At 71.7% G+C, this 13,536-nt stretch carries 14 protein-coding genes; 9 read left to right on the forward strand and 5 right to left on the reverse strand.

From position 1 onward, the window contains the following. Positions 1-54: 54 nt before the first annotated feature. Together ACFVSU_RS21850 and ACFVSU_RS21855 are read left to right on the forward strand one after the other, a co-directional pair. A complete protein-coding gene (locus ACFVSU_RS21850) occupies positions 55-1,929 on the forward strand; it encodes a glycoside hydrolase family 127 protein (RefSeq protein WP_387148124.1) in 1,875 nt (624 codons plus the stop codon). Between the two features lie 140 nt (positions 1,930-2,069). After that, positions 2,070-2,372, forward strand: a complete 303-nt coding sequence (locus ACFVSU_RS21855) for a hypothetical protein (protein ID WP_387148127.1) — start codon at positions 2,070-2,072, stop codon at positions 2,370-2,372. Between the two features lie 45 nt (positions 2,373-2,417). Here ACFVSU_RS21855 and ACFVSU_RS21860 read toward each other — a convergent pair whose 3' ends face one another. Beyond that, complete coding sequence (locus ACFVSU_RS21860; RefSeq protein ID WP_387148130.1) at positions 2,418-3,275, reverse strand: aldo/keto reductase; 858 nt, start codon at positions 3,273-3,275, stop codon at positions 2,418-2,420. A gap of 121 nt (positions 3,276-3,396) precedes the next feature. On the opposite strand from ACFVSU_RS21860, the gene ACFVSU_RS21865 reads away from it, so the two are divergent. Beyond that, on the forward strand, positions 3,397-3,786 hold the full coding sequence (locus tag ACFVSU_RS21865) for a PPOX class F420-dependent oxidoreductase (RefSeq protein WP_387148133.1): 390 nt from the start codon (positions 3,397-3,399) through the stop codon (positions 3,784-3,786). On the opposite strand, the gene ACFVSU_RS21870 is transcribed toward ACFVSU_RS21865, so the two are convergent. Next, entirely contained in the window at positions 3,787-4,272 is a 486-nt protein-coding gene (locus ACFVSU_RS21870; RefSeq protein WP_387148136.1) for an SRPBCC domain-containing protein, read from the reverse strand. 143 nt (positions 4,273-4,415) lie between these two features. On the opposite strand from ACFVSU_RS21870, the gene ACFVSU_RS21875 reads away from it, so the two are divergent. After that, complete coding sequence (locus tag ACFVSU_RS21875) at positions 4,416-5,549, forward strand: peptidoglycan-binding protein (protein ID WP_387148139.1); 1,134 nt, start codon at positions 4,416-4,418, stop codon at positions 5,547-5,549. A 9-nt stretch (positions 5,550-5,558) separates the two neighbouring features. On the opposite strand, the gene ACFVSU_RS21880 is transcribed toward ACFVSU_RS21875, so the two are convergent. Further along, positions 5,559-6,020 carry a methyltransferase family protein gene (locus ACFVSU_RS21880; protein ID WP_387148143.1) on the reverse strand — a complete coding sequence of 154 codons (462 nt, stop codon included), beginning with the start codon at positions 6,018-6,020 and terminating at the stop codon, positions 5,559-5,561. 44 nt (positions 6,021-6,064) lie between these two features. On the opposite strand from ACFVSU_RS21880, the gene ACFVSU_RS21885 reads away from it, so the two are divergent. Genes ACFVSU_RS21885 through ACFVSU_RS21905 form a run of 5 tightly spaced genes read left to right on the forward strand, consistent with a single transcriptional unit; the run spans position 6,065 to position 10,969 of the window. Further along, the gene (locus ACFVSU_RS21885) at positions 6,065-6,949 is read left to right on the forward strand and encodes an aminoglycoside phosphotransferase family protein (protein WP_387148146.1); all 885 of its coding nucleotides are present in this window, start codon (positions 6,065-6,067) and stop codon (positions 6,947-6,949) included. Between the two features lie 39 nt (positions 6,950-6,988). Further along, positions 6,989-8,179 (forward strand): M20/M25/M40 family metallo-hydrolase, encoded by a 1,191-nt coding sequence (locus ACFVSU_RS21890; RefSeq protein ID WP_387148149.1) that lies wholly within the window; start codon positions 6,989-6,991, stop codon positions 8,177-8,179. Then, entirely contained in the window at positions 8,176-9,684 is a 1,509-nt protein-coding gene (locus tag ACFVSU_RS21895; protein WP_387148152.1) for an aminotransferase class I/II-fold pyridoxal phosphate-dependent enzyme, read from the forward strand. The genes ACFVSU_RS21890 and ACFVSU_RS21895 overlap by 4 nt, the downstream gene beginning before the upstream one ends. Positions 9,685-9,694: 10 nt before the next feature. Beyond that, on the forward strand, positions 9,695-10,135 hold the full coding sequence (locus ACFVSU_RS21900; protein WP_387148155.1) for a VOC family protein: 441 nt from the start codon (positions 9,695-9,697) through the stop codon (positions 10,133-10,135). 27 nt (positions 10,136-10,162) lie between these two features. Next, a complete protein-coding gene (locus ACFVSU_RS21905) occupies positions 10,163-10,969 on the forward strand; it encodes an isocitrate lyase/phosphoenolpyruvate mutase family protein (protein ID WP_387148157.1) in 807 nt (268 codons plus the stop codon). Here ACFVSU_RS21905 and ACFVSU_RS21910 read toward each other — a convergent pair whose 3' ends face one another. Then, positions 10,970-12,658, reverse strand: a complete 1,689-nt coding sequence (locus ACFVSU_RS21910) for an MDR family MFS transporter (RefSeq protein ID WP_387148160.1) — start codon at positions 12,656-12,658, stop codon at positions 10,970-10,972. Next, the gene (locus tag ACFVSU_RS21915; RefSeq protein ID WP_387148163.1) at positions 12,655-13,296 is read right to left on the reverse strand and encodes a TetR/AcrR family transcriptional regulator; all 642 of its coding nucleotides are present in this window, start codon (positions 13,294-13,296) and stop codon (positions 12,655-12,657) included. The genes ACFVSU_RS21910 and ACFVSU_RS21915 overlap by 4 nt, the downstream gene beginning before the upstream one ends. Between the last annotated feature and the right edge of the window lie 240 nt (positions 13,297-13,536).

Consider the following 13,536-nt stretch of genomic DNA (forward strand, 5'->3'; position numbering starts at 1 on the left):
CTCGTTCCGCTTGTGCACCGGTGTACTACCAGGCACCGCTCGATGAGGAGAATCATGGCCAGCCTTACCGCCACTCTCGCTGCTCCGTCCGTCCCGACGCGTGCAACGGCTCGCCGCCCGTTCGACGTCCGCCGCGTGCGGCTCGGCCGCGGTTTCCTGGGCGACTGGCAGCGAGTCAACCGTGAAGAGACGATCCCGCACTGCATCGAGCGGCTGGAGTCCACCGGCGTGATCGACAACCTCCGCCGTCTCGTGGGGGAGAGTGACGCGGAGTTCCGGGGACCGCTGTTCGCGGATTCCGATCTCTACAAGACCCTCGAGGCGATCGGCTGGGAGGCCGTCCGCGGCAACGTCACCGTCTTCCTGTCCTTCGTCGACGAGTCGGTGCGCCTGCTTGAGGCGGTGCAGGAACAGGACGGATACCTCGACAGCTACTACCAGGGGCCGCGGGCCGGCGAACGGTTCACGGACCTGGCGCAGGGCCACGAGATGTACAAGCTCGGCCATCTGATCCAAGCGGCGATCCCGTGGGCATATGCCGGGCGCACCGAGCTCCTCGACATCGCCCTGGGCTACGTCGAACTCGTGCACCAGACTTTCGGGGAGGGCGGGCGCGACGATATCGACGGGCACCCCGAGATCGAGACGGCGCTCGTCGAGCTCTCTCGCCTGACCGGAGACGGACGCCACCGCGAACTGTCTCGCCGGATGGTCGAGCTGCGCGGGTATCGCAGCATCGGCGAGGGGCAGTTCGGCGGTGCGTACTACCAGGACTACACGCCCGTCCGCCAGGCGCGCGAGGCGACCGGCCACGCGGTGCGCCAGCTCTACCTGCTCGCGGGCGTCGCCGACCTCGAGCTCGACGACCCGGACTCCGGGTACGCAGACGCCCTGATGAGCCTGTGGGACAGCGTGCACCAGGAGAAGCAGTACGTCACCGGCGGCCTCGGATCCCGTCACCGCGGAGAGTCCTTCGGGGATCCATATGAGCTGCCCGCGGACCGCGCCTATTCGGAGACCTGCGCCGCGATCGCCAACCTGCAGTGGAACTGGCGGATGCTGCTGCTCGACGCCGACGGCCGGTACGCCGATGAGATCGAACGGGGTCTCTATAACGCGATCGCGGTGTCGACGTCGCTCGACGGCAAGGCCTATTTCTATTCGAACCCGCTGCAGCTGCGCAGCGGGCACACCCACGAGGAGGATGCGCCCTCCGCCCGCCTGGACTGGTACTTCTGCGCCTGCTGCCCGCCCAACCTGGCGCGGCTGCTGTCGTCGCTGAACGCGTACCTCGTCACCGAGACCGACGATGCGACGCAGTTCCACCTCTACGCGGCAGGGGAGTACGACATCGAGACCGGCGTCACCGCCACGGTCGACACCGACTTCCCCTGGAGCTCGCACGTGAGGATCTCGTTCTCCGCGCCCACCACCCGCATCACCCAGTTCCGCATTCCGGGCTGGGCCGTCGGCGCGACGCTGTCCGTCGACGGCGCGGCGGCTCACGGCGTGCGGCCTGGGTATGCCGAGGTTCCCGCCGGAGCCCGCTCCGTGGAGATCGTGATCCCGGTCGAGCCGGTCTTCGAGAGGGCGCACCCGTGGGTCGACGGAGCGCGCGGGACCGTCGCGCTGCGGCGTGGCCCGGTGTACTACTGCCTCGAGCAGGCGGACCTTCCGGAGGGCACACGCCTCGAAGATGTCGTCATCCCCGAGGCGCCAGTCGCGGTCGAAGCCGGTGTCGATGACCACCTGCGTGCGACGACGCTCGAGATCCCGGGCGGCCGGGTGCTCCGGTCGACGGCTGGGCTGTACTCGTCCGACCTCGCCGGCCCCGCCGCCGCGGACCTCGGCCCCGTCCGCGCCATCCCGTACTTCCGGTGGGCGAACCGCGCCCCCGGAGCCATGCGCGTCTGGATGCCCACTCGCTGAGCACCCGGCGCGGCCGGTCCGAGGGTCACCCCTACAAGAGAGGACCCGGGGCATCGGTGGCGGCGGTCGCGCGAATGCCCCCGAGCCGAGCAGAATGGCCTCGACGGTCGCGTGGCCGTCAGGACGAAGGTGAGGTCGGCGTGGCAGCTATCGACGGCAAGTGGGCGATCGAGGTCGCGACGCTGGCGGGATCCCACCACTTCGACGTCACGCTGACGACAGTCGGAACCTCTCTCTCGGGCACCGCGATCGGCCCCACCGGCCCGATCGCGATCCGAGGCGGCACGGCCTCGGGCGACACGGCCGAGTTCACGCTCGACCTCGTCGCCCCGCTGCCGATGTCGCTCGCCGTCACGCTGCACGTCATCGGCGACCGGCTCACGGGCACGGCCCAGGCGGGACCGTTCCCGCCGTCGACCATCGTGGGCACCCGCACCTCCTGAGCCGGCTCAGGAGCACGGTTTCCTCACCGCGCCATCGGCGCGCGGCTACGCGAGCGGCCGCGGGCGGGCGAGGGGCATGGTCGCCGCCATCATCCAGCGGGGGAGGCGGAACATCGGGCGGTCCTTGCCGAGCGCGTCGATGCCGGCCATCTCGGCGGGACTCAGCTCGAAGTCGAACACGTCGATGTTCGCCGCGATGTGCGCGGGGTTGGTCGATTTCGGGATGGCCACGAACCCGCGCTGCACGTGCCAGCGCAGGATGACCTGGACCGCCGACTTGCCGTGCGCGGCGGCAGCCCCCACGACCGAGGGTTCCGCGAGGAGCTTCGTCGATCCGTGACCGAGCGGGTACCACGCCTCGGGGACGATCGCGTGCTGGGCCAGGTAGGGGAGCAGGTCCGGCTGCTGCCAGTGCGGGTGAAGCTCCACCTGGTCCACCGCGGGTGGGATCCGCGCCGCCGGAAGCAGGCGCTCCAGGTCGGACACCGCGAAGTTGCTCACCCCGATGGCGCGCACGACGCCTTGGTCGACCGCGTCCTCCATCGCCCGCCATGCGCCCTTCACGTCGCCGACGGGCTGGTGCAGGAGCAGCAGGTCGAGGGGTCCGCAGTCGAGCCGTTCGAGCGCGCCGCCGATCGCGGCGCGCGCCTTGTCGTACCCGTAGTCCGAGGGCCACAGCTTCGTCGTGAGGAAGATCTCCTCGCGCGGGACTCCGGACGAACGGATGCCGCGTCCCACCGCCCGCTCGTTGCGGTAGATGGCCGCGGTGTCGATGAGCCGGTACCCCGACTCGAGAGCGGACTTCACGCTCGCCTCGCACACGGCCACGTCCGTGACGAGGTACACGCCCAGGCCGAGCTGCGGCATCCGTGTTCCGCTCGAGAGCGGGATGCTGGTCACCATCTCTGCTGCCTCCTCCGGGGACTGGAGGCGCCGTGCGCGTCCCTCATCGAACTGTAGATTCTCCGCGCCGCGATCGGGAGCCCCGGCGCGTGCGGGCGCATCCGGCCGGTAGCGTGGGAGGGTGCGGGAACTGTCGGAGGCGGGCATCGAGTTCGTGCGAGAACGGCACATCGGCACCCTCTCGACGCTGGCGCCGTGGGGCGGCATCCACGCGGTCGCGGTCGGCTTCACTCTCCACGACGGGCTGCTGCGGATCATCACATCGCGCGACTCGCAGAAGGTCCGGAACGTGCGCCGCGACGGCACCGCCACGATCAGCCAGGTGGACGGCGCGCGCTGGCTCTCGTTCCAGGGCACCGCGACCGTCCATGATGACCCCGACGAAGTCGCGCTCGCGGTCGCCCTCTACGCCGAGCGGTACCGCCAACCCCGCGTGAACCCGCTCCGGGTCACGATCGTCCTCACGCCGACGCGGCTGATGGGCAGCAGCGGGCTCTTGCGGGAGGCGTGACTACGGTCGCGCGCCACCCTCGGCAAGGGCGGCGAGCGCTGCCGTGACCGCGCCCCAGCCCTCGAAGAAACCCAGCGCCTCGTGGCGCGCGCGGGCGGCGGCATCGCCGTGGCGCACCACCACGCGGTAGTCGGTGCCGTCCGCGTGGTCGTCGAGGGTGATCTCGGCGGTCATGGCGACGGGCTCCGGCTTCGCCGGGTGCCAGCCGCTGTCGACGGCGTTGGTGAAGACGAGGCGGCGGAGCGGCTCGACGACGAGGAAGACGGAGTCGGTGTGCGGGACGAACGCTGCGCCGTCGTCGCTCATGCTCGTGACGAAGGCGCCGCCGGGACTGACCTCGAGTCGGTCCACGCGGGCGACGGTGGGTGCGGGCACCCACCACTGAGCGAGCAGGCTCGGTGTGGTCCAAGCCTCCCAGACGGCCTCGCGCGGGGCGCGGATCACACGGTCGAGGATGAGGTCGCGGTCGGGGTCGATCGTGGTCATGGCTTCTCCTGAAAGATCGCCGGCTCGTCGCAGATTACCTCCGCGTCGACACCCAGGGAACTCATGCGATCCGCATGACGCGTCGAGACGGTTCGCGGTGCCATGATGTGGCTCACATGCTTCGGTTCAGAAGGAGGCGCGACGTGGAGACGCTTCGCACCAGGGTGTCGGCGCGGCTGGGCGCCATCGTCGTCGCGGGCACGGTCGCGGCCGTGGTGCTCGCCGGATGCGCCGCCGAGGCCGACCCGGTCGAGCGGGCGAAAGCCCAGGTGTCGGCCAAGGAGAAGGCGGTCGCCGAGGCGCAGACCGAGCTCACCACGGCGTCGGGCGCGTTCTGCGGCGCCAGCAAGGACTACATCGAGGCGCTCGACAGCTACGGCGACGTGCTCAACGACACCGCTCCGACCGTCGGCGACGTCCGCAACGCGGGCGCCGACCTCGCCGCGCCGCGGCAGGACGTGGTCGACAGCGCCGAGGCGGCCGTCACCGCGAACCAGGCGCTGTACGACGCCCAGCAGGAGCTCGTCGACGCGCAGGTCGCGCTCGCCGAGGCGGAGGCGGGTCCGACGGGCACGCCGACCGAACCCGCGCCCGCCGAACCCTCGAGCACCCCGCTGGCGCCGACCGCGTCCGTCGAGCGGGTGAAGCAGGCGGAATCCGACCTCGCATCGGCCGAGGCATCCATCACCGACGACACGCCCCTGAAGGACGCGGCCGAGCAGTTCAACAGCGCCGCGGTCGCGCTCGAGATGGCCTGGCTCGCGCTGTTCGCGGACGCCGGCTGCCTCACCGACGAGCAGGCCGTGCAGGCCGAGGCCGCGGTCCGCGCGTACACGTCGGCGCTGCAGCAGGACCTGCTCGTCGCGGGCTACTACACGGGCACCGTCGACGGCGTCTACGGGCCGCTGACCGTCCAGGCCGTGGAGGATCTGCAGAAGGCTGCGGGGCTCCCGGTCACCGGAACCGTCGACAAGGCGACCGCCGAGGCGCTGCAGGCGAAGCTGGCAGAACTGGGCGGAGCGGCCGCGCAGGAGTCGGTCGCGACGACGGCCGCGATCCAGCAGACACTCAAGCTCGTAGGCTTCTGGGACGGCCCGGTCGACGGCGTCTGGACGCCCGAGCTGACCGCGGCGGTGCAGGCGTTCCAGACCGAGTTGGGCGTCGAGCCGACGGGGACGGTGGATGCTGCGACCATCGTCGCGTTCGAGAAGGCGATCTCCGATCTGCAGGAGGCGGCTACCGCACCCACACCCTCGCCCTCGAGCTCGGACGGCTGAACCGGCCGGCTACAGCCAGCGGCGCACCCGTGCGCGGTAATCGTCGTACTCGGCGCCGAACTTCTCGCGGAGGTAGTGCTCCTCCGGCGCGATCGCGCCACACCACAGGGCCGCCACCCCGAGGGGAGTGAGCACGAGGGCCCAGAACGACGGCCACAGCAGCGCCAGGGCGATGTCGAGCGCGATGAGACCGAGGTAGAGCGGGTTGCGGCTGACCCGGAACGGACCGCGGTCGAGGATCGTCCTGGTCGCGCCGCCCGGCAGCAGGGCGGTGCGGTGCCGGGCCATGAGCCACAGCGCCCAGCCGTTCCACAGGGCGAACGCGACGATGAGCACGAGCGCGATCACCCGTGACGGTCCGACGGGGAGCGCGACGGGGTCGCCCACCACGGCCGTGAGGATCCATCCGGCCACGAGCGGCACCCCGAGCGCCACCGGCGGCCAGATCCGATACGTCGGCGCGTCCGCCATGCCCGCAGTGTAGCCCCGGCCGTGCCACCGTCTACGCTGAGCCGGTGATCGTCGTGCCGCCCACGTTCCGCGACATGCCGCGGTGGCGGTACGACGTGGCCGGGCGGGAGTGGCTCGACCGCCTCCCCGATCTGGTCGACCGGCAGTGCGATCGCTGGCGCCTCGACCTCGACGGCGTCGTGGTCCACGGATCCAACGCTCTCGTCGTGCCGGTGCGGCGCGAGGAGGAGCGCGCGGTGCTGAGGCTCGCGCCGCCGGGCGACGACGTCAGTGCGGAGACGGCCGCCCTCGCGCATTGGGACGGCCGCGGCGTCGTCCGGCTGCTGGACGCCGACGTCGGGTCCGGAGCCTCTCTTCTCGAACGCCTCGATCCCACCCGCACGCTGCAGACCGAACCGGTGCACGAGGCCATCGCGACGCTGGGCACTCTCACGCGAGTGCTCGCGGTTCCCGCGCCGGCCGACGCGCCCCGCACGCGGGACATCGCGGCGGAGGCGACGACGGCGTTCCCGGCGGAATGGGAGGCCCTCGCCGGGCCGACACCGCCGCGAGCCCTCGACGCCGCGGTGGCGGCAGCATCCGTTCTCGGTTCCACGCCCGACGATTCGGTGTCCGTCAACGGCGACCTGCACTTCGCGCAGGTCCTCGCCGGGGGCCGGCTGCCCTGGACCGTGGTCGACCCGGTGCTGCTGCGCGGCGACCCCGAGTACGACATCGGCCGCGTGCTGTGGTCGCGGCTGGACGAGCTCGACTCCGACGCCGCGGTGTTCGCCGCGTTCGACGCCTTCGTCGACGCGGCCGGCGTGCCGCCGGAGCGCGCGCGTCGCTGGGTGCTGGTGCGCAGCATGTCGTACCTGCTGTGGGGGCTTCGTCGCGGCCTCACGCTCGATCCGCCCAAGTGCGTGCGGCTGCTCGAGCTGTTCGGCTGAGCCGGGCCGGCGTCCACGCCCACCGCTAGGGTCGTCCTCGTGGATGCACCCGACCTCGGTCATGCCGCCGTCGACCTCACCGTGGCGCTGATCGGCATCGACTCGGTGAGCCCGAGTCTCGCGCCCGATGCGCCGGGCGAGGCGGGCATCGCGGCGTTCCTCTCGGACCGGCTCGGGACGGCAGGCTACGACGTTCGGCTGATCCCCGCCGCGTCGGACCCGCGCCGCGTGAGCCTGGTCGCGACCCGCACGGGTTCGCGGCCCGGGCGCACGGTCGTGCTCAACGGGCACCTCGACACCGTCGGAGTCGAGGGGATGACCGATCCGTTCGCGGCGCGGATCGACGGAGACCACCTGTACGGTCGTGGTGCCAGCGATATGAAGGGCGGGGTGGCCGGACTCGTGGTCGCCGCCGAGCACCTGGCCGCGGTCGACGCGCCGGGCACGATCATCGTGGCCCTCGTCGCCGACGAGGAGGACGCCAGCGTCGGCGCCGAGGCCGTGCTGCACGACCTCGCCGCGCGGGGGCAGCGCATGGACGTCTGCCTCGTCGCCGAGCCCACGTGGCTCGACCTGGCGGTCGCGCACCGCGGGTACGCGGTGGTGGAGGTGGAGCTCCGCGGCCGCGCCGCGCACTCCTCGCAGCCCGAGGCAGCCGTCGACGCGATGCGCGGACTCGGCGGCCTCCTCACCGGGATCCGCGGCGCCGACGACGCGCTGCGACGGCGGCCGGAGCATCCGCTGATCCCCTCCGGCTCGCTCATGGCGACCGTCGCTCGCGCCGGCGCCGCGCCGTTCACCGTGGCGGCGTCGGCGCACGTCGTCGTCGAGCGGCGCACGCTGCCGGGGGAATCGCCCGCCGACGCGCTCGACGAGGTGCGGGCGCTCGTCGAGCCGGTGGTGTCCGCCACGACGGGCCTCACCGCACACACGAGGCTCACGCTCTCGCGGGACGCGTGGGAGATGGATGCCGCGGGCCCGGCGTCCGAGTTCGCCGACGAGCTCTCCGCGGCCCTCGTCGCGGCCGGCGGCTCGGCGCCGGCGCGCGTCGGAGCGCCCTACTGGATGGAGTCGGCGCTGTGGCAGGAGGCGGGCGTGCCGACGGTCGTGTGCGGACCCGCGGGCGGCGGGCTGCACGCCGTGGACGAGTGGGTCGACCTCGGCCAGCTCGAGAGGTTCCCGGTCGCGGTCGCCGACGCCGTCGGCCGATTCCTGGAGGGTGGCGCATGACCGAGGGCGATCCGCGCGACCCGCGCGGCTACGCCGCCGACGCCCCGCTGCTCGCGGCGTGGCTGGAGTTCCAGCGCGACGTCGAGGCGGGTGACGTCGCGCCGTTCAGCATCCCGGGTCACAAGCACCGGCGCGATCTCTTCGGCGACATCGTCCGCGGCGACGCGCCGCTGTTCGCCGGGCTCGACACGATGAAGCAGAGCCGCGGGCTGCTCGCCGCCGCCGAGGCGCAGGCGGCGGAGGCGTGGGGCGTCGACTGGTGCCGCCTGTCGGTGGGCGGCTCCACGCATGCGAACCAGGCGTCGGTGCTCGCGCTCGGCCGACCCGGGCAGCCGGTGATCGTCTCGCGGACGCTGCACCGGTCGGTGCTGCTCGGCATCGTCTTCGCGGGACTCCGCCCCGTGTGGGTGCGGCCCGAGATCGACGCCGCGACGGGGCTGCCGGGCGCCGTGCCGGTCGCCGCGGTGAGGGCAGCGCTCGCCGAGCACCCCGACGCCTGCGGCGTGCTGATCGGCGACCCGTCGTACGTCGGCACCATGTCCGACATCGCCGGCCTCGCCGGCGCGGCGCACGCCGCAGGGGTACCGCTCGTCGTCGACGCGGCATGGGCTGCCTATTTCGGCTTCTCGCCCCTCGTCCCCGCCCACGCGCTCGAGCGCGGTGCCGATGCCCTCGTGACGAGCGCCCACAAGACGCTCCCCGCCTGGAGCCAGGGCGCGCTGCTGCTCGCGCGCACGACGCGAGACGGCGGGCTGCTCGACCCGGACCGCCTGCAGCGCGGGTTCGAGGCATCCCACACCACCAGCTCCGCCGGCGCGATCCTCGCGAGCACGGACGCCTCGCGCGCCATGCTGCAGCGCGACGGCGAGGAGCTCGTCGGGCGGCTCGTCGGTCTGGTGGCCGAGGCTCGTCGGCGGCTCTCCGCCATCGAGGGCGTGACGGTGCTCGAGGGGCGTCCGGCGGGCCATCCCGATGGCGCGCTCGCCGTGGATCCGGCGAAGCTGGTGCTGCTCATCGCGGGCACGGGCGCGCACGGCCACACGATCGAGGACGACCTCCTCGCCGACGGGATCACGCTCGAGATGGCCGACCGCGACGTGCTCGTGCCGCTGGTCACCGTCGCCGACGACGAGCGTTCCCTCTCGGGCCTCGTCGAGGCGCTGACCGCCGCGATCGGCCGGCGCCGCGGCATCCCTCGCCCCATCACGCCCTCGGCGGCGTGGTCGGTGGAGTCGCGACCCGCCCTGACCCCGCGCGAGGCCTTCTTCGCTACGCACGAGACGGTCGACGCCGAGGCGGCGATCGGACGCGTGTGCGCGGAACTCATCGCCCCCTACCCGCCCGGTGTGCCGGTGCTCGCCCCGGGTGAGGTCGTCACCGCGGGCGCGCTGGACGCGCTGCGCGAGACGAGGCGCGACGGCGGCCGCATCGCGTACGCCGCGGACCCGACGCTCGACACCATCCAGGTGGTCGCGGGGGTACCGCCGACGCCGTCGGGCGCCTAAGGTCGCGAGGGTGGGCGTCCGCAGCTTCGAGCACATCGGCCTCATCGTCGAGGATCTGGAGGCGATGGCAGGGTTCCTCGAGATGCTCGGATTCCACCGCGGCGAGAGGGCTCGCATCGGCGGCCCGTGGGCGGATCGCGTCAACGGGCTCACGGGCACCGACGTCGAGATGGTGTTCCTCACCCCACCCGACGGCTCCGGAGCGATCGAGCTCTCGCAGTTCCTGCGGCCGGAGAGCCCGGCGTCCGTCGGCGATCTCCCGTCGAACACGCTGGGCCTGCGCCATCTCGCCTACCGCGTCGACGATGTCGAGGGCGTGCTCGCCAAGGTCCGTGCCGCCGGGTACGACACCATGGCGGAGCTCGTGAACTACGAGGACGTGTGGCTCGTCTGCTACGTGCGCGGGCCGGAGGGCCTCATCATCGAACTCGGACAGCGGCTCGACGACTGAGCGGTGGTCTTCACGGAAGGACGGCTCGTGTCGGCAGAGCAAGCCTCGGAGTTCCTCGCGCTCCACTCGGGTCCGGGATTCGTGATCCCCAACGCGTGGGATGCCGGGACCGCGCGCATCCTCGAGCAGGTCGGCTTCCCCGCGATCGCCACCACGAGCGCGGGCATCGCGTGGTCGTACGGCGTGCCCGACGGGGGAGCGCTGGACCCGGCCGTCATGTTCGAACGCGTCGCGGAGGTCGCGGCCTCGGTGGGCGTGCCCGTGAGCGCGGATCTCGAGGCGGGGTACGGGGACACGCCGGAGGAGGTCGGCCGCACCGTCGCGCTCGCCGCGGAGCTCGGGGTCGTCGGCGGCAACATCGAAGACGCCGACGCGGGCACCCTGTTCCCGGTCGAGGAGGCGGCGGAGCGCCTCGCCGCCGCGCGTGCCGCCGCGCCGGCGGGCAGCTTCGTGCTCAACGCGCGCACCGACGCGTACTTCATCGGCACGGCCGAGGATCCGTTCGCCGAGACTGTCGAGCGCGCGCAGCGCTACGTCGAGGCCGGAGCCGACTGCGTCTTCGTGCCGGGCGTCAAGGACGAGGACACCATCCGCCGGCTCGTCGCGGAGATCCCCGCACCCCTCAACGTCGTCGCCGGACTGGTGGCACCGGTCATCCCCGCTCCCACGCTCTTCTCTCTCGGCGTCACGCGGGTGAGCGTGGGCGGCAGCCTCGCCCGTGCGGTGCTCTCCGCGGTGGAGCGTGCCGGCCACGAGCTGCTCGAGACCGGCACGCTGGGCTTCCTCGACGGAAGCCTCGGCTACGGCGACGTGCAGCGCCGGTTCGGAGCCTGACTACCGCGCGGCGCGATCCTTCTCGCGCGTGCGCCGGCGGGCGCGCCCGGTGGGAGCGGCGCTGTGCTGCTCGGCCATCAGCCGTTCGGCTTCGAGCCGCTCGGCCTCCTCGCCGCCGATCGCCTCGCCGCGCGCGACGAGCCCGGCGACGTCCGACAGCGGGATCTGCTTGAGGAAGAGCGCGAGCACGAAGGCGATCGCGATGAACGGCACGAGGTACCAGAACACGGGTGCGAGCGCGTCGGCATACGCGTCCACGACTCCCGTCTTGACCGTGTCGGGCAGCGAGTTCAGCACCGAGGGGTCGATGCTCGACGTCGCCTCGCCCGCCTGCTCGGGGCTGGCGCCGGCATCCGTGAACACCTTCGTCAGGTTCTCGGTGAGGCGCGTCGTGAAGAGCGTCCCGAACACCGCGGTGCCGAGCGCGGCCCCGACCTCGCGGAAGTAGTTGTTCGTCGAGGTCGCCGTTCCGAGATCCGCGGCGGGCACCGCGTTCTGCACGACCAGCACGACGACCTGCATGATGCAGCCGAGGCCGACGCCGAACAGGAACAGGTACGTGCAGATCAGCCAGATCGGCGTCGACGCGGTGAGCGTCGTCATCAGCACCATCGCGACGCCGACGATGAGCGTGCCGACGATCGGGAACAGCTTGTACTTGCCGGTCGTGGTGATGAGCAGGCCCGACGCGATCGACATGCCCATGACGCCGACCATCATCGGGAGCATGAGGAGACCGGATGCTGCGGCCGACGTGCCCGACGACATCTGGAGGAACGTCGGCACGAAGCCGAGAGCCGCGAACATGCCGATGCCGATCGCCATGCCGATGGCCGTGGCGTTGATGAAGATCGGGTTGCGGAACATCGACAGCGGCATGATCGGGTCGGCCGCACGCGACTCGGTGAAGATGAACAGGCCGGCTGAGGCGACGAGCCCCGCGCCCCAGGCCCAGGTCGCCCCGGAATCCCACCCCTGGTCCGCCGAGCCGCCGAAGTCGGTGAAGAAGATGAGGCACGTCGTCGCGGCCGACAGGAACAGCACGCCCAGCCAGTCGATCGGCTTCTCGGCCTTCTTGTTCGGCAGCTTGAGCGCGAACACGGCGATGAAGAACGCCGCGATGCCGACCGGGATGTTGATGTAGAACGCCCACTGCCACGTCATGTGGTCGACGAAGAAGCCGCCGAGGAGAGGGCCGGCGACGGCGGCGAGGCCGAAGATGCCGCCGATCGGGCCGAGGTACTTGCCGCGCTGGTCGGCCGGCACGATGTCGGCGATGATCGCCTGCGAGAGGATCATGAGGCCGCCGCCGCCGAGCCCCTGGATCGCGCGGAAGACCACGAACATCCAGAAGTCGGTGGCGAACGCGCAGCCCACCGACGCGAGGGTGAAGATCGCGATCGCCACCATGAACAGCCGGCGCCGGCCCAGCACGTCGCCGAACTTGCCGTAGATCGGCATGACGATCGTGGTCGCGAGGATGTAGGCGGTCGTGATCCAGACCTGGTGCGAGACACCGCCGAGCTCGCCGACGATCGTCGGCATCGCGGTCGAGACGATGGTCTGGTCGAGGCTCGACAGGAGCATGCCCGCGATGAGGGCGGAGAAGATGATCCAGATGCGCCGCTGCGTGAGCAGGAACGGCGCCTCTCCGCCGGGCTTGGCGGTCGGGACGGTGGCGGTGGTCATTCGGGGGTTCCCATCAATGCGGTCTGCGTGGCGAAGAGGTCGCGCGCCGCGCCGATGCGCCGCTCGAAGATCTGGATGAAGGATTCGGCGTTCCCGGGTTTCAGGAACTCGCCGGCGGCGGATCGGACGAGGGCGCCGACGACCTGGGCGGCGACCTGCGCCCGGAGATCACCCGAGAGGAGGTTCTCGCGCTGCTCGATCAGGCGCGCGTCGAACTGCTCGCCCTCGAACCCGAGCTCGAGCATGCGGGCGAGCAGCCGCGGCTCCTTCTCGACCGCGCGGAACAGGTCCTGCACCGTGTCGGGGGCGATATCGAGCGCGCGCCAGCGCTCCTCGGCCAGGAGAGCGAGGTCGGTCAGCAGGTTCGGTGAGATGCCCGGGTCGTCGGAGGCGCCGGCGAGGAAGCGGGCGATGGCCGCAGCATCCGATCGCTCCAGAGGGATGCCGAGGACGGCGTCGTCCTTCGAGGCGAAGTAGTTGAAGAACGTGCGGCGCGACACCGCGGCCTCGCTGCACAGCTCCTCGACGGTGAAGCCGGCGAGGCCGTGCTCGGCCGTGAACCGTCGTGCGGCGCGGATCAGGGTGCGCGTGGTCTCGGCGCGCCGGCGCTCGCGAAGTCCTTCTGCACTATCTGTCACATCATGCAGTTTTGCACTCGATCTATCTTCGTGCAAATTGGCCCGCGCTGCCGCCCTCCGATCACGCGCTGCGACAGGTCAACCGCGCCTCTGCAGGATCGAACTGAGTTCGGAGGGCCTGCAGAGCCCCGGTTGACCTGTCGAAGGGGGGTGCCCCTATGTCTTCTGTCAAGCGGCGAGGGCAGGTTCGGTGAGCTGTGGCTGATAGAGGGTGCCGTCGCGGAGCATGGCGAACAGGAC

Source organism: Microbacterium sp. NPDC058062 (genome assembly GCF_042885375.1).
GTDB classification, from domain to species: domain Bacteria; phylum Actinomycetota; class Actinomycetes; order Actinomycetales; family Microbacteriaceae; genus Microbacterium; species Microbacterium trichothecenolyticum_C.